General features: G+C 45.5%; 18 protein-coding genes and 1 pseudogene. 11 read left to right on the top strand and 8 right to left on the bottom strand.

Features of this window, described 5'->3' with window-relative positions; genetic code table 11:
• The first annotated feature begins 214 nt into the window (after window positions 1-214).
• Window positions 215-670 (top strand): hypothetical protein, encoded by a 456-nt coding sequence (locus ACRC6Q_RS12605; RefSeq protein WP_431466694.1) that lies wholly within the window; start codon window positions 215-217, stop codon window positions 668-670.
• A 178-nt stretch (window positions 671-848) separates the two neighbouring features.
• Here the strand turns inward: ACRC6Q_RS12605 and ACRC6Q_RS12600 are convergent, their stop codons facing one another.
• Both ACRC6Q_RS12600 and ACRC6Q_RS12595 read right to left on the bottom strand, forming a co-directional pair.
• A complete protein-coding gene (locus tag ACRC6Q_RS12600; protein ID WP_223635322.1) occupies window positions 849-1,580 on the bottom strand; it encodes a glucose 1-dehydrogenase in 732 nt (243 codons plus the stop codon).
• A 125-nt stretch (window positions 1,581-1,705) separates the two neighbouring features.
• A complete protein-coding gene (locus ACRC6Q_RS12595; RefSeq protein WP_223635325.1) occupies window positions 1,706-2,479 on the bottom strand; it encodes an SDR family NAD(P)-dependent oxidoreductase in 774 nt (257 codons plus the stop codon).
• A gap of 158 nt (window positions 2,480-2,637) precedes the next feature.
• Between ACRC6Q_RS12595 and ACRC6Q_RS12590 the strand changes: the two genes are divergently transcribed.
• The 3 genes and pseudogenes from ACRC6Q_RS12590 to ACRC6Q_RS12580 all read left to right on the top strand — a co-directional run bounded on the left by ACRC6Q_RS12590 (window position 2,638) and on the right by ACRC6Q_RS12580 (window position 5,070).
• Complete coding sequence (locus tag ACRC6Q_RS12590) at window positions 2,638-3,228, top strand: TetR/AcrR family transcriptional regulator (protein WP_223635329.1); 591 nt, start codon at window positions 2,638-2,640, stop codon at window positions 3,226-3,228.
• A gap of 126 nt (window positions 3,229-3,354) precedes the next feature.
• Window positions 3,355-4,128 (top strand): annotated as a pseudogene (locus tag ACRC6Q_RS12585) (uracil-xanthine permease family protein).
• Between the two features lie 267 nt (window positions 4,129-4,395).
• Complete coding sequence (locus ACRC6Q_RS12580; RefSeq protein ID WP_223635335.1) at window positions 4,396-5,070, top strand: metallophosphoesterase family protein; 675 nt, start codon at window positions 4,396-4,398, stop codon at window positions 5,068-5,070.
• Between the two features lie 291 nt (window positions 5,071-5,361).
• On the opposite strand, the gene ACRC6Q_RS12575 is transcribed toward ACRC6Q_RS12580, so the two are convergent.
• The 3 genes from ACRC6Q_RS12575 to ACRC6Q_RS12565 form a co-directional block, all read right to left on the bottom strand.
• Entirely contained in the window at window positions 5,362-5,535 is a 174-nt protein-coding gene (locus ACRC6Q_RS12575) for a hypothetical protein (RefSeq protein ID WP_223635337.1), read from the bottom strand.
• A gap of 208 nt (window positions 5,536-5,743) precedes the next feature.
• A complete protein-coding gene (locus tag ACRC6Q_RS12570; protein ID WP_431466693.1) occupies window positions 5,744-6,787 on the bottom strand; it encodes an aromatic acid exporter family protein in 1,044 nt (347 codons plus the stop codon).
• A 142-nt stretch (window positions 6,788-6,929) separates the two neighbouring features.
• The gene (locus tag ACRC6Q_RS12565; protein ID WP_431466692.1) at window positions 6,930-8,417 is read right to left on the bottom strand and encodes an amidase family protein; all 1,488 of its coding nucleotides are present in this window, start codon (window positions 8,415-8,417) and stop codon (window positions 6,930-6,932) included.
• A 204-nt stretch (window positions 8,418-8,621) separates the two neighbouring features.
• Between ACRC6Q_RS12565 and ACRC6Q_RS12560 the strand changes: the two genes are divergently transcribed.
• From ACRC6Q_RS12560 to glpK, 5 genes are all read left to right on the top strand, one after another.
• On the top strand, window positions 8,622-9,464 hold the full coding sequence (locus ACRC6Q_RS12560; protein WP_431466691.1) for an aldo/keto reductase: 843 nt from the start codon (window positions 8,622-8,624) through the stop codon (window positions 9,462-9,464).
• Window positions 9,465-9,794: 330 nt separating this feature from the next.
• Entirely contained in the window at window positions 9,795-10,151 is a 357-nt protein-coding gene (locus ACRC6Q_RS12555; RefSeq protein ID WP_431466690.1) for a hypothetical protein, read from the top strand.
• Window positions 10,152-10,209: 58 nt separating this feature from the next.
• Window positions 10,210-10,776 (top strand): restriction endonuclease, encoded by a 567-nt coding sequence (locus tag ACRC6Q_RS12550; protein ID WP_431466689.1) that lies wholly within the window; start codon window positions 10,210-10,212, stop codon window positions 10,774-10,776.
• 448 nt (window positions 10,777-11,224) lie between these two features.
• On the top strand, window positions 11,225-12,085 hold the full coding sequence (locus ACRC6Q_RS12545; protein WP_223635345.1) for an MIP/aquaporin family protein: 861 nt from the start codon (window positions 11,225-11,227) through the stop codon (window positions 12,083-12,085).
• Between the two features lie 24 nt (window positions 12,086-12,109).
• Window positions 12,110-13,633, top strand: coding sequence for a glycerol kinase GlpK (gene glpK / locus ACRC6Q_RS12540; RefSeq protein WP_431466688.1), 1,524 nt, complete (start codon window positions 12,110-12,112; stop codon window positions 13,631-13,633).
• A 148-nt stretch (window positions 13,634-13,781) separates the two neighbouring features.
• On the opposite strand, the gene ACRC6Q_RS12535 is transcribed toward glpK, so the two are convergent.
• The 3 genes from ACRC6Q_RS12535 to ACRC6Q_RS12525 all read right to left on the bottom strand — a co-directional run bounded on the left by ACRC6Q_RS12535 (window position 13,782) and on the right by ACRC6Q_RS12525 (window position 17,131).
• Complete coding sequence (locus ACRC6Q_RS12535; RefSeq protein WP_431466687.1) at window positions 13,782-14,939, bottom strand: DNA/RNA non-specific endonuclease; 1,158 nt, start codon at window positions 14,937-14,939, stop codon at window positions 13,782-13,784.
• Window positions 14,940-15,243: 304 nt separating this feature from the next.
• On the bottom strand, window positions 15,244-16,236 hold the full coding sequence (locus ACRC6Q_RS12530) for an MsnO8 family LLM class oxidoreductase (protein ID WP_223635353.1): 993 nt from the start codon (window positions 16,234-16,236) through the stop codon (window positions 15,244-15,246).
• A 253-nt stretch (window positions 16,237-16,489) separates the two neighbouring features.
• Window positions 16,490-17,131 carry a peptidoglycan-binding domain-containing protein gene (locus ACRC6Q_RS12525; RefSeq protein WP_431466686.1) on the bottom strand — a complete coding sequence of 214 codons (642 nt, stop codon included), beginning with the start codon at window positions 17,129-17,131 and terminating at the stop codon, window positions 16,490-16,492.
• Between the two features lie 425 nt (window positions 17,132-17,556).
• Here ACRC6Q_RS12525 and ACRC6Q_RS12520 point away from each other — a divergent pair, with 425 nt between their 5' ends.
• Together ACRC6Q_RS12520 and ACRC6Q_RS12515 are read left to right on the top strand one after the other, a co-directional pair.
• Window positions 17,557-19,827, top strand: a complete 2,271-nt coding sequence (locus ACRC6Q_RS12520; RefSeq protein ID WP_431466685.1) for an excinuclease ABC subunit UvrA — start codon at window positions 17,557-17,559, stop codon at window positions 19,825-19,827.
• Window positions 19,828-19,916: 89 nt separating this feature from the next.
• On the top strand, window positions 19,917-20,585 hold the full coding sequence (locus ACRC6Q_RS12515; protein WP_431466684.1) for a type 1 glutamine amidotransferase domain-containing protein: 669 nt from the start codon (window positions 19,917-19,919) through the stop codon (window positions 20,583-20,585).
• The last annotated feature ends 360 nt before the right edge of the window (window positions 20,586-20,945 follow it).

Here is a 20,945-nt window from a genome sequence, read left to right as displayed (position 1 = left end):
ATATCCTTAATCGACCCATTTCAAGCAAAAAAAGTGTTCCGTGCAAGAAACAATTTTAAGCGATTCTGACCATACACTCCAAGTTAAACACGAAGCAATCAGCGGGACGTGATAGAATAACAGGTAGTGGATTAGAAAAAACAGTATGACCTTGCCTGGCAGAAAGTGCAGCATTCATGGTTGATAGATGAGTTGAAAGGAATGGGATAACAAAATGAACAAAACCGTAGAACAAAAAATGAACGAGATGACAGAAGTGTTTAACAGTTTGCCGAATTGCCGGATTGAAACCGATGAGGCCGGCCGGATATTGATCTTGAGCGATAATCCGGTTCCTTGGAGTGGCGCACTTGAGAAGAAGGACGCGCACTCGGCGTATAAAATTGGGTCCATTACGCCTCATAAAGCGGCGCTTGGCCTTTATATTGATTTCCCGCACAATCATATAGAGATCGATCGAGTAGACGACATCATCGATCCCGAATTTACATTGACTTATTATGAGCCAGGCACCAAGACATCCACAGTGAAAAGCTGGTGGAGATTCCGATCGGACGAGAAATTCGACAGCATCCACCTGGTGCTGAGAAAAACAGAACTGGAATTGTATGATTTCAAGAGAGAAGAATGGGTACGGTTGATGGAAGAGATTACGGCTGTTCATAAATGATTGATGACATAGCCGACTGAGGGAACTCCTAGAACCAAATCAGCGATTCCTCTAAAGACCTGATTGTAAAAAATGTCCCGTATGTAAGTATTACTTCTTTTAAAAAAGAAAAAGAGCTATGCTGAAAAGTCATTTTCATGACCCTTCGACATAGCTTTATTTAACTTCATCTGGTTTGTTATTGTGCCCCCAGTCCTCCATCTATGACGAACTCGGCACCAGTGGAATAACTGGATTCATCTGAAGCAAGATAGACGACGATATTCGTCACTTCATCGGGTTCACCCGCACGACGAAGCGGGAAGCTCGCTTCGAGTTCCGGTGTGACAAGCCCCTCTGTCATAGCTGTTTTGATAAAGCCGGGATGTACCGAGTTAACGCGGATGCCATATTGTCCAAGTTCCAAAGCAGCTGCTTTTGTCATTCCGCGTACAGCGAATTTTGAAGCGGTGTAAGCAATTTTCTGCTGAGCTCCAATGATGCCAGCCAACGAAGAAATATTGACGATTGAGCCACCGCCATTTTTTCGCATGGAAGTTGTAGCATGCTTCATGCCCAAGAAGACCGAAAGTTGGTTGACATCGATAACTTTTTGATAAGAAGCGGTTTCCACTTTTTCAATTTCTTCGGCCGGCAAGTCGATCCCAGCGTTGTTGACCAATACATCCAATGGACCGAATGTTTCTTCAGTATGTTGGATTACATCTTTCCAGTCCTGTTCGTTTGATACATCCTGTTTGAAGAAGCTAACGTTTTCGCTGAATTGACTTTCAAGTTGTTTACCTGCTTCTTCCGAAATATCCGTGAATACCACTTTTGCCCCTTCAGCTGCCAATCTGCGTACACCTGTTTCTCCCATACCGCGAGCACCGCCAGTGATCAAAATAACTTTACCTTCTAATCTGTTCATTTAAATTTCTCCTCCTTCATTTTTAATTTTGGAAGCAATAATAGATCTTCTCCTTTAGGTAGGAGTCCAAAGAAGGAAATAGGTTTAACCGAGTTTGACCATGCACTGCGTTTAGTTAAAAGTTGTTACGAACGGGAAATCCATCCGCCGTCCACGACCATTTCTAAACCTGTCACATATTTAGATTCGTCAGAGGCTAAGTATAGATAAGCGTTCGCAATGTCTAAAGCTTCTCCAGCATAAGGTGGTAAAGCTGATCGGCCTTCATAATTTGTGCCCATTTCTTCTCTAGATTTAATGCCTGCCTTTTCAACCATGCCTGTATAGATTGCGCCCGGATGAACTGAATTCACACGGATATTATCTTTTCCAAACCACTGGGCTGCATGTTTAGTCAATGCGCGGACTGCTCCTTTAGAGGCGCTGTACGCTGCGCCGTGCCCATCGCCCATACCGCCAAGGATTGCTGCAATTGAAGATGTATTGACAATTGAACCTCCTCCATTTTTTTGCATATGAGGAATAACTGCCTGCATCCCTAACCATACGCCAGTAGAGTTGATGGCCATTACTTTATTCCAATCATCCATTTCGGCTTCTAAAATGCCCTTGGCAATATGAATTCCTGCATTATTCACGAGGATATCAATTTTGCCATAGGTCTCTATAGTTTTTTCGATAACTTCTTTCCATGAATCAGGTTGTGATACGTCTAAACGAAGGGCAATTGCTTCTCCGCCATTCAATTTGATTTCATTCACTTTTTCTTCTAAAGCATCAGTTACCACATCTGTGGCAACGATTTTTGCTCCTTCTTTTGCAAACAATTGTGCGCCAGCCAATCCCATACCGCTTGCAGCTCCTGTAATAATTGCTACTTTACCATCCAATCTCGACATAATAATTCCTCCTATGATGAAATTTTCGAAATTATGAAAGCGCTTTAATATCGCTCTTATCCCTCAGTCTAATATAATGAAAGAAAGACTCAACCAACAAATTAGTAAGGAATTGTTGGTCAGTGCTAAAAGAAAAGAAAGGGCAGGTGGATAGATGAATGCAAAGCCGACATATTAGTGCAAAGTCGAAAATCCGAAAAGCGCTGGTTACTTTGATGCTTAGAAAGCCATTTGAAACGATCACCATATCGGATATCACGCTTCAGGCGCGTGTTAATCGCAGTACTTACTATTATCATTATTATAAAAAAGAAGAAATTCTTGAAGAAGTGGTTAAAAGGTCAGCCTATGATTTGCTTGCCGCTATGAAAGCTCCTTACCAGAGCGGCTCTGAATTCCAAATTGACGAGTCAGTTTTACCATCTACTCTTACACTGTTTGAACATGTCCATCAACACCAATACTATTATCAAGTATTATTAACTAATGAAAACAGTTTAAATTTCCAAAACGAATTCACCAAAATTCTTAAAGGATTTTTGGAAAATGCAACTACAAATATTTATAAAGAAACTGGTGATTCTTTAATTGATCAAAACATTTTTACCAGTTACCAGGCCTATGCCGTGCTCGGGATGATCAAGCAATGGATTGAGGGTGAGTTTCTTCATTCCCCACAATATATGGCGGAGCAACTCACAAATATTCTTTACTTGAAAGTTGACAAAGTCTATTTTAATTTTTCTTAAAGTGAATAATAAAACTGCTTCCCTATGTTGAACTTAATTCAAGATATATAATAATACTGCATAAGAAAAAAGAAGAAATCAGTAGTAGATGGATGATAGCTGAATTGAAAGGGATGAGGTAGCAAAATGAACAAAACCGTTTTAATAGGAATTGTCATTGGCTATATGGTGGCTTTGCCACTGGGGATGGTGGAATTTACAGCAATAAGAGAAGCTAGCTGGTTTTCAGTTCCACAACCCTTTTATTTCCCCATGGAATTTTACTGGGGAGCTATACTCCCTATGTTAATTATGTTTATCGTGACATCTGTTGAGACAGTTGGAGATGTTACAGCAATGACTACTGGGGGAGCAGGCAGAGAACCCACAGAAAATGAGCTTTCCGGCTCAGTAATAGCAAATGGTTTTACATCTTCTCTGGGAGCGATTTTTAATTCTTTGCCAAATACATCTTTTAGTCAAAATGTAGGAATGATCGCATTTACAAAAGTAATGAGTAGATAAGTCGTAGCTGTTGGCGCTGCGTTTTTAATATTGGCTGGTCTTATCCCTAAGATTGGAGCTCTTGTATCTACAATGCCACCAGCAGTTATTGGAGGCGCCACAGTCATTATCTTTTCTCAGATTACGTTAACAGGCATAGACATATTGACGTCAGAGCCTTTAAATGAAAGAGCAAAGATCATCATTGGATTGTCTTTAGTATTTGGACTCGGATTAAGTCAAGTACCCGATGCGATGAACGCATTCCCAGAAGTTATTAAGTTGTTGTTTGGCGGATCTGGAATAACAATCGCCTGTTTTGTTGCTATTGTATTGAACCTAGTCATTCCAGAGGATTCAATGAAGGAAGACGCATATGCGAAATCACGCCCCTCTGAAAAAGGATTCAAATCATAAACTAGATTCCATACACAAACGCGCCCGCTGGATTCCAATTGCGGGTGTGTTTTTTTATACATTCGGAAAAAAATGTGTGAGAATTAGGTTGAACATAAGGGGAGTCAAGGGACTACTGAACATTCAAAGAATCATGCCCTACACAAATAGAAAGTTCTAAACGACTCTTGCTGTGTCGCTCCGCAGGAAATTAAAATCTGGTCCGAGAGACATTTTTATCCGGCAAAAAGGAATATAAGGAGTAACAAGTGCAGAGGGGTGCAGACGATGAAAAGAATCTTGGCCATCAGCGATATTCACGGAGAGCTTGAACTTTTTGATGAGCTGCTGCAGAAGGCGGAATATGACGCCGTCGGAGATCAGCTGATTTTACTGGGGGATTACGGGGACCGCGGCCCGGATTCAAAAGGGGTTTTGGAGCGGGTCATCGAATTGAAAAAGCGGGGTGCTATTGTCTTAAGGGGCAATCATGATCAAATGATGCTGGACGCTGTAAACGATGAACCCGGTGCGAAGCAGATCTGGGCAAGGAATGGGGCACTTGCGACATTGCAAAGCTATGATCCATCCATAAAAGACATGACACTTCCAACGGCAGCTGTTTTTTGGGAGCACATCGATTTTATTAAGGAAACGGACTATTACCATGAAACGGATGACTTCATTTTTGTGCATGCGGGCGTTCAGCCGGATACGCCGATTGGGCAGACAGACCCGGCGATCTTGATGTGGATCCGCGATGAATTTTATAAAGTCTATTCGGGAGAGAAGACCGTAGTATTTGGCCATACACCGGCGTTTTTAATGCGCGGGACAAGAAATAATGATGTCTATTTTGGCGACAATCGGATTATCGGCATTGATGGAGGCGCGGTTTATGGCGGACAGTTGAATTGTCTTGAGTTGCCGAGCCGAAAAGTCTACAGCGTGAGGAAGTATTGAAGGGGAGAAATGAAAATCTTATCCCTGGTAAAGAATCATTTCTAAACGGTTAAGGGGTTTTCTTTTAATTGTGTCGCTCCCTGGAGAAGCAGAGCCGAATTGATTATAAATAATCGAGCCTAAAACTTAATGGGCTATAATTCAGACCTGCAAAAAACCGAGTGCGTTAATACTCGCCGATGCAGGGCAATCCGTATAAGAACAGCTGGCCAAATTGGAGATGTTCTAAGAGTAACCCCTACAATCCTGCAGGGAGGGCGGTTACTTCTTTTTAGCATGGACTGTCTTTAACTATTTTTCATACTTTCGATGATCCGGTTCCCAGTTGCGGATCGTCTCCTGGAGTTCCACTAGTTGCTGCATGTAATGATAAATTTCGGCAGAAAAGATTCCGTCTTGCCCTTCAAGTTGGTAATAATCCCAATATGGATCGAGTGTTTCATCTAACCATTCGATTAAATCCATTTTCTTTGGATATCCAAAGAAAATGCTTTTATGCAAGTCCACCTCGTAAATCGTCATCCACGTCTATTAAGACTATACATAGGGATTCTGAAAACTGTTATATCATTAAAATTGCTCCTGTGTTGAACTAGGTTCAAGACTATTTCCCCAATATAAAAAGGCCGTAACGGAAACAATTCATTTTCCGACACGGCCTTTTTTAAATCAATCACTTCTCTGCTTCCCTCGCAGCCTTCACACTATTCGGGTCAAAGAAATTATCGACCAAATCATAAATGGTGATGAGTTCGTAAAGAATCTTGAATTCCGGCGGGAATAGGATCGGGTGCATGGCGTCGCTTGTCGAGATGCCTTTGCTGTCTTCCCAAAAGAAGTCGGTGATGATTTTTAGTTGCTGCTGATGCGTTTCGTGATCGTATTCATTGGAATGCTGCAAGTCGTCCGCGAGCTCTGCGACGGCACGCATAATGATATTCCGCTCAGCTGGTGACCACTTGATGCTATGCAACGGAATGCGGAGCAGCGCGTTCAAATGGAATTCCAGGTTATGTAAAAAGAGCAATTGCCTTTCCGCCATGCGAAGCCCGGCTTCCCGGTCACGGATCCGGGGGTATAGACTGAAATCATCCCGGTGGTAATGGATTAATTTCTCTGTTTTTCTGATTTCCGTCGTCAACCGTTTCACAAGTTCCTTATCTTGTTGAAGATTTGCGTCCCCCTCGAAGAGAATCGTATGGAAGGTATGTTCCAGCATCGTTCCTGCACGTTCACTGATGATTTGAATGCTTTTTAGAATTTCTGTCCGGTAGTTTGGCGGGAAAACGAGCATGTTTACCACGACGGACACAAGCAAACCAACAGTCGTTGTACCGAGTCGAATGAAGAAAGAGATCAGTACATGATCGTGGATGACTTCGACCATTGCGACAGATGTCAATGTGGCAACGAGCAGGCCGGCGTGCAGATTTAGTCTGTAACAGACTAAAATAGTGAAAACAGCAGCGAGTGTATAAGTGATCGGGGCATTGCCGAAGAGTGTAATAAACAGAACAGCGAATGCCGAACCGATCGCAGATGCCGGGAATCGTACAAGTCCCTTTTTAATCGAATCGCTGACAGTCGGCTCAATCGACACAATGGCCGTGATAACCGCAAAGACAGGAGGCCAGTTGAACCATAAACAAATAGTGGCTGTCAAAAAGATCGCTATGCCTGTTTTTAAAATTCGACTGCCCTGGAAGGATCGTTTCATATGTTAGCCACCATCTTTTATGTAGTATTTTTGCTGTAATTCAGTATATCATCCATCTCTGGGTAGACTGCAAGACAATTTGTATTCCATACGAAGACACACCCGCAAGAGAATGACTGCGGATGTGTCTTTTTACAATTATTCAGCTTTGTGAATTGGGCAGCGCGGAAGAAACAAATTTTTGAAGAACGGGTGCCTGCCGTTTTCGGGTCGCCTGTTCATAGGAGTAGGCGAGTTCAATCAGGCGCGGTTCTCTGAAAGCCTGGGCGCTGAACGTGACACCGACGGGATGCCCGCTGCTCGTGTAGCCGGCAGGGACAGTGATGGACGGATAGCCCGCTCTTGCCGGCTTCGCGGCACCGCGGTTATTTTGGAATAACAGCGCATCCAGCTGATGTTCACTCATGACAAGATCCAGCCCATCTAGCGTGGAGGAGCGCACATCGATTTCTCGGTGTTCCACGTACGTTGGGTCAGTCGGATCGTCGCTTAAGGACTGCGACTTTTCCAGTTCCTCTTGGCCGAATTTCATGCGGCGCTCGGGATCTTGTTTATTGAACGCGATGACATCCGCCAGTGATTTGACCGGCACCTCTTCCGGCACGGTTTCAAGATACGCGTTGACGCCTCGCTTGAATTCATACCACAAGACGTCCGATTCGAATGACTGCTGGGGAATCGTCACTTCTTCGACGATCGCGCCGAACGATTTCATTTGGTCGATCGCCTCCATCATGATGGCCAGTTCTTCCGGTTCTTCATTGTTCAGGAAGGTTAAATCGACGCCGATGCGGGCACCTTCCAAGCCATCTGTCTTCAAGTGTGGGGTGTAATCGGCCAAAGCTCGCCCGGCACTTGCCTGTGTCGCCAGGTCCTGTTCGTCGACGCCGGTCATGGCGCCCAGCAGGATTGCGGCGTCCGCGACCGTGCGCGCCATTGGTCCTGCTGTATCCTGGCTTTCGGAAATCGGGATGATGCGGGAGCGGCTGACGAGCCCGACTGTCGGCTTGATGCCGACGATGGAATTGGCACTCGCCGGGCTCAAAATCGATCCCGAAGTTTCGGTACCGACGCCGACAACAGCGAAATTCGACGCGATGGCAGCGCCGGTCCCTGAACTCGACCCGCCGACATCCTCTGCTTTAAAGGTATCGACGCCATAAGGGTTCAGCACTTGCCCGCCAAGTGAACTGTAGCCGCTCACACCTTCTTTCGACATGAAAAAAGCCCATTCGCTCAGGTTCACTTTGCCGAGAATGATGGCACCTGCGTTCCGAAGCTGCGCAGCGACAAAGGAATCCTGCTTGGCAAAATTCCGCTCCAGGGCGATGGCACCGGCTGTCGTCGGCATCGGGTCCGCTGTTTCGATATTGTCTTTCAGCAACACGGGAATGCCGTATAGCGGTCCTTGACCATCCTGCCCGCGCAACTCATCCAGCTGTGCTGCGATTTTCAGTGCGTCTGGATTGATGGTTAAGACGGAATTGATCTTCGGCCCATTTCGGTCGAATGTCTCGATGCGGTCGAGATAAGCCTGCACCAATTCCACGGAAGTCAGCCTGTCTTCCTGAAAGGCCTGTTGAATTTCTTTGATTGTCGCTTCAATTAATTTAAAAGAGGTTGTCTCCATCTGAGGGCTCCTAACTTTTTATGGGAATGTAGTTAAGTGTACACCAATTCATAATAGTAGAGAAAGTTTGGATTTCAACTGAATTTCATTCAGAGCCAATTGTGTTTTAGTGGAGACTGCGGCATGGGTAGCGAGGGTCGAAAAGTTTGAGTTTGCAGTGATGTAAGCGTAATCTGAAAAAAGAAATGAGAGGAGTGAAAGCAGATGGAAAAAGCAATACCAGAAGTGGCATTGAACGACGGAACGACTTTACCTGTTACGGGACTCGGTACATATGGACTGTGGGGCAATGCAGGGGCGAACGCAGTCAGCAGTGGGATCAATGCCGGTTATCGCCTGATTGACACGGCGTATAATTATGAGAACGAAGGAGCGGTGGGAGAAGGCATCAAACGCAGCGGCGTTTCCCGTGAAGATTTGTGGATTACTTCCAAGCTGCCAGGACGGTACCATAGTTATGAAAAAGCGCTGGTGGCGATTCAGGAATCGCTGTACCGTTCCAAGCTGGATTATTTCGACCTCTACGTGATTCACTGGCCGCTTCCGAATCAAGACCTCTACGTTGAAGCATGGCAGGCCTTGATTGACGCAAAGAAATGGGGGCTTGTCCGGTCAATCGGCGTCAGCAATTTCCTGCCTGAGCATCTGGGTCGTATTATTCAGGAGACCGGGGTAACGCCGAGTATAAACCAAGTGGAATTGCATCCGTTCTTCAATCAGGAAGAACAGCGGCGCGTACACGCGGAGCACGGTATCCAAACGCAATCATGGAGTCCGATTGCCAGAGCGGCAGATATCCTGTCGAACGAAACGATGCGCAAAATTGCCGAAACTCACAATAAGACCATTCCACAAGTTGTGCTGCGCTGGCAATACCAGATCGGCTCTGTTTCGATTCCGCGCTCCACTTCTCCTCAGCGGCAGCGGGAAAACCTGGCCATTTTTGATTTTGCCTTAAGCGAAACCGAAATGAGCGCGATCGCACAACTAACCCGTCCAGATGGCAGACTGTTTGATATGGACCCGGCTACGCATGAAGAATTTTAAAATGGGTACTCGCCATTCGCTGTGTGAATAGCCGGTATTGGCTTTATTTAATTTAATTCAATTGTCACATTTGAAAAATCGCCGCCGGAAGCTATTCCGGCGGCGGTTTTTATTTGAAAAGGAATCTTATAATCGTTTATGGGAACTCTACGTACTTAATATTAGGTATCTTATTTCCTGGATGAACTAAATTTATTTATTGAAATTGGAAAAATTATGTATTAAAAATTAAGTTTTATGGTACGATTTACTCATGGATTGAGTAGTAAGAAATTTTAGTGAATAGATTAGTTGAAGAATGTATGGATTAACTAAAAGGGGGAAGAGAAGATGAAAATTACGATGAAAATGAGCCAAGAAGCTTATCCGATAGCAAAGAAAGTTTATTCGGGACAATTGACTAGAAATGATGGGAAAAGTGAAATCAATCGCGTTTCTGGAATGAATGAAGAATCCGCTCAAGCATATATCACGATTTTTTTAGCCATGATGAATGGAGAAGAATACAAGAGGGCATTTAATAATGAAACAAACAGATTTTTATTTGAAAGTATCCGAAGAGATTTCGGAGAGCAATACTATAAAAGGGCATTAACTGCAGCACAAAAGCACATCAATTACTATGCCACCTTGGGAAAAGGGAATTTAACGGGACTTCAAAGAATTGTAAATGAACTAAAGCGTTAACTTTTTCTCTGAGGAGCGAAAAAATCAACTTACATAAAGAAAGTGAGACAAATAAATTATGGAGTTTACCGAAGGTTTTGGAATGGGACTAGAGATGATGTGGAATGTTGTGCTTGCCAATCCTATGTTAATTGGAATTCTGGCATTCTTTTTCATAAGTTCAGCGTTGCTGGGACTTATGAAAAAGACATTGAGATACAATAAACTGAAAAAATCAGGCATCTTGAATATAGATGAAATGACAGGAAGAGAGTTTGAAGAGTATCTTCGGGTTCTGTTCCGCGAAAAAGGATACCAGGTTCAATTAACACCGACTACTGGTGACTTCGGAGCTGACCTCATCTTATCGGCCAAAAATAAAAAGATTGTGGTACAGGCCAAGCGCTATAAAAAGAATGTGGGATTAAAGGCCGTCCAGGAAATCTCGACTGCCAAAAATCACTTTAACGCAGATGAATGTTGGGTGGTCACCAATAGCTATTATACTGAGCCGGCTAAAAAATTGGCTGCATCCAACAGGGTGCGTTTGGTGGACCGTGAATTGTTGATGAAATGGATGCTTGAGATGAAGAAGAGCCAAGAGAATACAGGCGCGGCTAATGTTGGGAAAGTAGAAAGATTATAGTTTGGCTTTTGGGTTGATAAATCTAAAAAGCCGGATTTTGCATTAAAGCCACACCTGTAGCATCATTTTACAGGTGTGTTTTAATCCCTTTTCGACAGATCGTAAAGGTTCGGAGTAAAACAACCAACAACCAGCAGAAGTGAAGAGCCCCGGGCATAGGATGGGTTTCTAGACGAATCAATTCATGCAGAAAAAAATAAAATCAGCAGAAGTTCGAAAAACAACTCGGAAATCAACTTCTTACTATTTCCCTGAAAATTCTAAAATTGGTATTGACAGCGCTTTCTTTTAAGTATACCTTATAGATAACAAGTTAAGAGCTGTGTTGGAGCCTAGAGATTCGCACATCAATGAGTACTTCTACCAAGGAGGACTTTCATTGAGTGCGAATTTTTTTATTGGCCAGTTGCACGGTTTTTACTTTAAAAAAGAAAAGGAGTGATAGTGGATGTCGGAGTTTTTAGCAGAAGTGATCGGTACCATGATTCTGATTATTTTTGGGGCGGGTGTAGTCGCTGGGGTGGTATTAAAAGATTCCAAAGCCGAAAACAGTGGCTGGATAGTCATTACGATTGCTTGGGGATTGGCAGTGACGATGGGGGTTTATGCAGTAGGCGGTTTTTCGGGAGCGCATTTAAATCCGGCGGTGACGCTTGGGTTTGCCGCAGTAGGCGATTTCCCTTGGGCGCAAGTGCCGGTTTACATAGCAGCACAGATTTTGGGTGCTATCATCGGGGCAGCTATCGTCTTTTTAAATTACTTGCCGCATTGGAAACGCACAGAAGACCAAGGTGCAAAACTGGGTGTGTTCGCTACGATACCTGCTGTACGTAGCCCATTTTCGAACTTGGTGAGTGAAATCATCGGAACCGCTGTTCTTGTGATGGGCTTATTGTTCATCGGTGCCAACCAATTCACGGAAGGTTTGAATCCATTGATTGTCGGTGCATTGATCATTGCCATCGGTATGTCGCTCGGCGGTCCTACAGGATACGCCATCAACCCGGCGCGTGACCTCGGCCCCCGGATTGCACATGCGTTGCTGCCGATTCCAGGCAAAGGCAGTTCAGATTGGAGTTATGCCTGGGTTCCTGTAGTCGGGCCGATTTTCGGCGGTATCTATGGAGCCGTTTTCTACAAGGCCATGTTTACAGGCGACTTTAGCCTGCTCTTCTGGGGACTCAGTGCAATCATGGCGTTAATTTTATTCGGAGCGGCGAACGCCGAACTGAAGAAAGGCTACACAGTGGCCAATGAAATTGAAGATACCTTAGTAGAAAACAGCGAAATGACAAAAGTACGTCCATAAAACACATACGAGGAGGAATAGAAAATGAGCAAAGATTATATCCTGTCGATCGACCAAGGAACAACAAGTTCACGTGCGGTATTGTTTAACCATAAAGGGGAAATTGTTGAAACAGCGCAGCAGGAGTTTGAACAATTTTTCCCGAAACCGGGTTGGGTGGAGCATGACGCCAATGAAATCTGGACTTCTGTTTTAGCTTGTATGGCGGGCGTATTGCGGAAAGCGGATGTCGACCCAGACCAGATTGCAGGGATTGGGATCACGAACCAGCGCGAGACCGCTGTCGTTTGGGATCGCAACACCGGGAAGCCGATTTACAAAGCGATTGTCTGGCAGTCGCGCCAGACAGGCGACATCTGCAAAGAGTTGAAGGAACAAGGACATGAAGAACTTTTCCGCAAGAAAACAGGCCTTCTCATTGATGCTTATTTTTCCGGTACGAAAGTCAAATGGATTTTGGACAATGTGGAAGGGGCGCGCGAAAAAGCGGATAATGGCGATTTGATGTTCGGAACGGTTGATTCCTGGCTTGTTTACAAGTTGTCAGGCGGAAAAACCCATGTCACGGATTACAGCAACGCATCCCGCACTTTGATGTACAATATCTACGATTTGGAATGGGATCAGGAGCTTTTGGACATTCTGACCGTACCGAAAAGCATGCTGCCGGAAGTTCGCCAGTCATCTGAAGTCTACGCCCATACAGTTGATTATCATTTCTTCGGCCATGAAGTTCCGATTGCCGGCATGGCCGGCGATCAGCAGGCTGCTTTGTTCGGGCAGGCATGCTTCGAAAAAGGGATGGCAAAAAATACGTACGGAACAGGCTGTTTCATGCTGATGAACACCGGCGAAGAAGGGGTGGTTTCTGAGCATGGCCTATTGACCACGTTGGCTTGGGGCGTTGACGGCAAAGTGGAATATGCGTTAGAAGGCAGTATCTTCGTTGCCGGTTCCGCCATTCAATGGCTGCGTGACGGTTTGAAGATTCTGGATCAGGCACCGGAAAGTGAAGCGTACGCCACATCGGTCGAATCAACGGACGGCGTCTACATGGTGCCGGCATTTGTCGGCCTAGGGACTCCTTATTGGGACACAGATGCCCGAGGCGCAATTTTCGGCTTGACGCGCGGCACGACGAAAGCACATTTTATCCGGGCGACACTTGAATCACTCGCTTACCAGACAAAAGATGTGGTGGACGTCATGATCAAAGATGCAGGCATTGAATTGAAAACCTTGCGTGTAGATGGCGGTGCGGTATCGAATGATTTCCTGATGCAATTCCAAAGCGACATTCTGGATGTTCCGGTGGAACGCCCAATGATCCAGGAAACGACAGCACTGGGTGCAGCTTACCTGGCAGGACTCGCAGTTGGATTCTGGAAAGACAAAGAAGAGATCGCCAAGCAATGGCAAATCGATGAAACGTTTACCAGCGAAATGCCTGCCGAACAAAGTGAACACTTATACGACGGCTGGAAACAAGCAGTAAAAGCTACAAGAACATTTAAACAAGAAGCAAAAAAAGCGCCGATCGTCTTGTAACAGCGGTAATGGTCAAAGCACCAGCAGCCGTTCGACAAACTGATTCACGGCTGGTTGCTCGGCCCTTAATAGAACACGACAATGCCCGTCCGATTTTCCGGATGGGCATTTCTTAATTTGGTGAACCTTGCATCAGTCTTACATGAACTTACTCTCCGACCATTCCATCGTTATCATTATCCCGCATATAGGGATATAACCAATGATCACTCGTGATGGGCATACTGAAACCCGCTGCTTTTGCTTCTTTGATCGTCACCTGTCCATTGCCGTTTGTATCGACAGTGGATACATCACCGCTTGTGTTTGCAGTGGGCGACTCGGCAGGCTCAGTCTCTGTAGTTGAACTGCTTGAAGCAGCCGGCTCACTGTCCGTCAAACCGAGAGACGCGTTCACTTCATCGGGGTTTATGTTATCAAAAGCATCAACGACTTCGTTGCCCATTACCGTATAGGTATACTGGTAACTTGAAGGGATCTGCGTTTCCGTATCCGGATAGGTGATGATGGCTTCAAAATTCGTCGCTCCACCTGCGTCACGGATTGCGTCTTCCATATAGGCTTGATCACCGTGCCGGTTGAGTGTACTTTCTTGCGGGGTGATATTATAGGCGTTCGCCACACCTCCGAGAGAATCTGCAATGACATGCCCTTCATCTAATACATCACTTTCGACGCCCGGAACCTTTGCCTCATCCGAGTAATACCTGCCGGACGATAAGACAGTTTCGCTGCTGTCATCCTGTACAATGATTTCGTCCGCAACGACACGCTCCAGCTGCCCGTGTTCATTCGTAAAGGCCCAATATTCACGGTCCCCATACCCAATGTCAGCGACGATTTTGGCTTCACGCGTTCCCGACAAATCGCCGCCATCCACTTCGATCAGTTTGTATCCTGCGAACTGCTCATTTTGGAGTTGGGCTTCTTTCTCTTTCGCAAGCTCCTCAGCCGCCGCTTTTTCTTCGGCTTCTTTCTCAGCTGCCAAGCGTGCTTCTTCTTTTTCCTTTTCTTCTGCAGCCTGGATCTCGGCTTCTTCCAGGGCGATACGCTGTTTTTCATCTTCTTTTTCTTTCTGCGCTTCCACCTGTTCACTATCGACGCCAGCTGTAGGTTCGACCTCTTCTGCTGTAGAGCCGACGCCGATACCGGAACCGATTAGTACTGCGAATGAAAGCCCAGCCGCAAGACCAGCTTGCTTAACAGACAGCCCCTTTTTGAACAAAGCACTGACGAGCAACATGACAATGCTCGCAGCGAAAGCCAATAAGGCAACCAGCATCAATAAAACAAATACGACATCCATTTAATCGCTCCCCCTGAATTCCCATATTCTAAATCTTTCCTGCTATTTTCCACAGATGACTATAACATGAGATGAAAGGTAAATACTAGGGTGTAGTAAATTTATGTTTGGAAATATTTAGTTATATAAATTTCTTTATTCATTCACATGCGACAAAAAACTAACTTTGATTGGAATAAAAGACACATATTAAGAAATATCTTATATAGAAGAAACTCTGATAGAAGAAAATCTGTCTGATAATTAAAACGGCCGTGCGGGAAACTATTCAGTTTCTGGCACGGCCGTTTTCTACATCAGTCCATTAAATTAATTGCTGTGCCAATAAACGGTAGACATCCAATCGTTTTTCCTGGGAATGCGGGATGCTGCAGATCATCGCTTCTTCAAAACCGTACTCGATTTGTTCCCGCTGTAATTGATCTGCCACGTCTGTAGCGGAACCGACCAAATGGATTTTACGGCTTTCCTGGATTTGCATGCGGTCCATTTCTGAAAGCGCAGAGTTTTGTGCTTGTTCAGGTGTCATGAGCGGCATGATGCGGCCTTTCATCAACATCAGACGCGCAATGTCCTGCGGCAATGCTTCGTATTCCGCTTCTTCGGCCGTTTCAGCCGTTGTCACTAAATACGATACCGAAATCTCGGGCTTTTCCATAAAAGCGGAAGGCGAGAAATGTGCCCGGTAGGAATCTAAAATGTCTTTCGTCATGCCGCCGTTGAAAAACTGGGCGAACGAATAGCCGACACCCATTCGTCCAGCTTCTAGTGCGCTGTTGCCGCTTGAGCCGAGCAGCCAGGCTTCCGGCAGTTTGATATTTGTTGGGGAAGCGATGGTTTTATTGTACATAGTGTCTTCGGGTGTTTCGTCGTTGATCAGTTTCAGCGCCGTGTCGAATTTCCCGTACATATCATCGGTCATCGTTCGTCGTCCTTGAGACAAGGCGTAGATGGAACTGTGGTCGCCGCCCGGGGCACGTCCGACACCGAAGTCGATGCGGCCCGGTGCCAATGCGCTCAATGTCTTGAACACTTCAGCCAGCTTCAAAGGTGAGTAGTGCATCATCATTACGCCGCCAGTGCCGATTCGAATCCTCTCTGTTTTTGCGCTTAAGTAGGCAGCCGTAACTTCGGGGGCTGAGCTGGAAAATGCGCCGGAGCCATGATGTTCAGCCATCCACATCCGGCTGTAGCCTAAGTTATCGGCGAGAACCGCAAGTTCCACCGCTTTTTGCATCGCATCTTCTGCCGTATTTCCTGTCGTGACGGGTGCTTGGTCCAATACGCTTAATTTCATCTATATAACTTCCTTTCATTAACTGCAGGTTTGCATATAGAGGAGTATAGCAGTCCGGCATACTGAAATCATTTCATCTGTCTTCGTCTGTTTTTTAATCTAAGATTAACTAGTTTCCCTGGGAAGCGGTTTTGTTTAATTGGAAATGAAAATGCCCAACCGCTTTTCCGGATGGGCATTTCTTATGTTGGTGAACTTTGCACAAAGCTTAAATGAATTTCCTTCACGAACAACACTACGGAAATGAAGTTTTCTAATATTCTCCGTATATGGCCGTCCACGTATTCGTGCCGACAATGCCATCGACTTTCAAGCCTTTGTCTGCTTGGTATTGCCGGACATTTCTGTCGGTTTCAGGTCCGAAGATCCCATCAACCGCTGTTTCTAGACCATACTCATTTAATGTCCATTGGAGAAGTTCCACTTCAATGCGCACACTTCCTTGACGCAGGATAAACTGATGCTCCGGTGCAATATCCATTAAGTTTCTGAGCTCGGCGGGCAATTTCCCTTCTGGGTCTACAGGTTCTTCATGTTCCCCGTATAACGCCGCCCACGTATACGTACCGACAATGCCGTCGACTTTCAAGCCTTTGTCCTTCTGATACTGCCGGACATTTCTTTCTGTCTCAGGACCAAAGATACCGTCAACCGCTGTTTCCAGTCCATAATGATCTAATGTCCATTGGAGGAGTTCCACTTCAATGCGTGCACTTCCATTGCGCAAAATAAACTGATGTTCCGGGGCAATGTCCATTAAATTCGCAAGACGGGCTGGCAGTTTGTCTTCATTAGCTGCAGATGCATGGCTTGTGGCTTCCACCGGATGAAAGGAGAAGGGGGATGCGACCAATAACCCGAATGCCAATAATACGGGAATCGATTTCTTCTTCACGGCTGATTCCTCCAGAATTTGTATTTGCCTCCTATGTACCCAGTCTATTTTTAAACGAAACGACAATTCAGCCCATTAAGAAAATGAATTTACGGCTTAATGAATAGGATAGGAGGGATTCGATGGATACTTTCGGAATTATAGGGTTTGTTTTTGGAATGTTGGGATTCACTTTCGGTATACTTGCATACTCATCTCAGACCCTACATGACAATTTGTATTCCATACGAGAACACACCCGCTGCAACACGATTGCGGGTGTATCTTTTTCTTTTTAAGGATTTTTTGTGAATCAAATTATGCTGTATGCAAGGACCAAACGTGATATCGTGCTTAAACAGAGAATGGTGTAAGCCAAGCTAAAATAGGGAAACCTTTTAAAAGTAGGGTAATTCCTTGATTGATTGGAAAAGGAGAATGTTAAGATGGCAGATAAAAGAGATGAAATCATTTTGAGAGGTCTTCAAGAAAATAACTTGAAGAATATCGATTTAAATATCCCGAAAGAAAAAATAAATGTGTTTACCGGCTTGTCGGGTTCAGGAAAAAGCTCCGTCGTTTTTGATACCTTAGCAACAGAAAGCAGAAGACAAATGACGTTGAATTATCCACTGTATATCCGGCATCTGATGCCGAGGTACGAAAGGCCGCATGCCGACTTGATGCAGCACTTAAGCCCGGTTGTCGTCGTGGAACAGAAACCCATCAGAGGCAATTCCCGCTCGACTGTTGGGACTTATATGGATATTGATCCTTTAATCCGGCTGTTGTTTTCACGGATCGGCAGTCCGCCGATCGGATCAGCCACCGAATTTTCGCGTGAAAGTTCTTTCGGCAATTGTCCGGTATGCAACGGCTTCGGGGAAATCGTTGTACCCGATATCAACAAAATCATCGATCACACGAAATCGCTCCGGGACTCTGCAGTGCGATTCAAGCCGCTGGCGCCGCCCGGCTGGCAGGGCAGATGGATGGTGGACGGCGGATTATTCGACCCCGATCTCCCCATAAAAGATTTCCCGGAAGAAAAATACAATCTTCTAGTCTACGGACCGCCGGAAGGCGAGCGGGCATTTGGAACTTATTATTACAAAGATGGCACTACGGAAATCGAATGGGACGGCATCCTTCCGCGCTTTATTCGCCTGTACATTAATCGCGATCTCACGAAGTTGAAGAGAACGTCCCAGGAAGATGTCTTAGCGATGACGACGCACACCCCGTGCCCTACCTGCGAAGGTTCGGGATTGAATCCGAAAGTGCTGGAATGCAAAATCAACGGCTTGAATATCGCACAATACGACCATCTGGAGCTGACAGAATTGCTGGGGGAACTGGCGAAAATACACGACCCTGTCGGAACATCAATTGCACAGCAAGCGTTTCCGAATGTAAAGCAGCTGGTCGACTTGGGGCTGGGTTATTTGAGTCTGGCACGGAAAATGGGAACCTTGTCAGGCGGGGAAGCGCAGCGCGTGAAAATTGCCCGCCATTTAGGAAGCAGTTTAAACAACATCACGTATATTTTCGATGAACCCAGCGCAGGGCTGCATCCGGAAGAAATCGACATGCTGACGCATATGTTGAAAAATTTAAGAGACAATCACAATACCGTCGTCGTGATCGAACATAATTTAGCAGTCATTAAAACGGCAGATGAAATCATCGAAATGGGTCCTGGAGCTGGAGTGAGCGGCGGCGAAGTGGTGTATCAAGGTGCACAGGCAGGGTTAAAGAAAGCTTCAGCCATCACCGATTTGGATCATAAGGTCAGTGTGAATAAAACCCCGCGACAGGCAGAAAACAGTTTTTCAATCAAAAATGCTTCGGCCAACAACTTAAAAAATGTCTGTGTGGACATTCCGAAAAACGTCCTCGTGTCGGTATGCGGCGTTTCAGGATCCGGCAAGAGTTCGTTGCTGTTCGGCGCATTTATGGAGAACTATCCCGAAACCATCGCGGTCAGCCAAGGCAGCATCGGCACTTCCAGCCGTTCGACACTTGCTACTTACATGGGAATCATGGACGACATCCGGTCGATTCTGGCCAAAGAAACGGGACAGCCGGTGGGCTTGTTCAGCTTTAATTCGACAGGAGCCTGTCCGGTCTGCGAGGGCAAAGGCGTCACCACGCCGGACGTAGCTTTTGCGGATCCCGTGACCGTCACGTGTGAAGCCTGCAGAGGCACGCGGTATTCGGATGAAGCGCTGTCGTATCGACACTTAGGAAAAAATATTGTGGAGATATTGGAACTATCGATCGACGAAACCAATCGGTATTTGAAAATGCCGAAAATCGTCAAAAAAGTAGATACCTTAAAAGATGTCGGATTGGGATACCTGACACTCGGACAGACAACCAGTTCGTTGAGCGGTGGAGAAGTGCAGCGCCTCAAACTTGCCAGCCACCTGAAAAAAGAAGGGCAAATCTATTTGTTGGATGAACCTTCATTAGGCCTGCACACAAAAGACAATGATCATCTATTGGACGTTTTCCAAAGCCTCGTAAACAAAGGGAATTCGGTCATCCTCGTTGAACACAATTTAAACTTTATCGCGGCGAGCGACTGGGTCATCGAAATGGGTCCAGGCGGAGGCAAAAAAGGCGGCGAAGTGTTGTTTGAAGGAACGCCGGAAAAGATGCTCCAGTCGGACACCTTGACGGCGAAGTGGCTGAGAAAAGGTGTGGAGGAGTAATCTTAATTCACAGGAGTTGTCAGTTTGTTTAAGCGGGAAAATATTCGGGAAAACTTAGTGTCAGGATGATTTAAAGGAGGAAACTTAAAATGGCTAACGTATTAGCAGTGTTATCAAGTGGACATAAAGATACAGAAAATAATTACGAAACCGGCTGGTGGGCCGAAGAATTGTTTGCGCCGATGGAGGTATTGGAGAAAGCAGGGCATCAAATGGACCTGGCTTCACCAAAAGGTGGAAAACCGACACTCGACCAAGCCAGCATCAGCGAAGACTATGACCCGGAAGGCAAATACAAAAAAATGTATGAATCGGGATTAGCGGACAACACCAAAAAGCTTTCGGAAGTCATTCCGGAAGAGTATGACGCGGTGTTCATCGTGGGTGGCCACGGAGCGATGTATGACCTGGCTGAAAACGAAACCTTGCATAAAATCATCAATGCCGTTTACGACAATGGAAACATTGTTTCAGCCGTATGCCACGGCCCGGCTCCATTGCTTTGGACAAAACGTCCGGATGGCAAAAGCATCATTTCCGGCTTGGACGTAACAGGCTATCCGGAAGCGGTCGAACCGGAAGGGCTTCCGGCGATTCTGCCATTCAGCTTGGAAGGTGAGATGAGCAAAGTGGCTAATTATTCCGCTGAGCAAAAAGTGGTTTGGGGCAATGACCAATTAGTGACCGGGCGTGACCCGTTTTCTTCTGAAGCATTGGCTGAAGAATTGGTGAAAGCTTTGGATAAACGAAACAACTAGGCAAATGGTGTGATGGATTTTCACTTACAGAGCCCTAAATTCAAAAAACATATAAATATCAACTGCAGGACATTGCAATGGATCATCGCAATGTCCTGTATTTTTTTTTGTCCAAAATCGATTTTCAGCAGACAAGAGGTCCTTGTTGAAAAGTAAGACTGGGAGATAAAACGGCTGGTACGCCGAGTAAGCTCTGATATACGTGAGAGAAAAAGAGTAATCTATAAACGTTTTGATCCAGAGCTTATCCAAACTTACATTAAACCCGGCTTTAACTTAGTTTTAACCCTCTTTGATTATCATCAATTTAGACTCGATATGAAATTCTGAGCTTTAGCTTGCAGCTATCCAAAGGAGGAA

Origin of the sequence: Planococcus sp. SE5232 (assembly GCF_050686535.1) — a bacterium.
Taxonomy (GTDB): Bacteria; Bacillota; Bacilli; order Bacillales_A; family Planococcaceae; genus Planococcus.
Note: the sequence above shows the minus strand (reverse complement) of the source record. Positions and strands in the feature narration are given on the sequence as shown.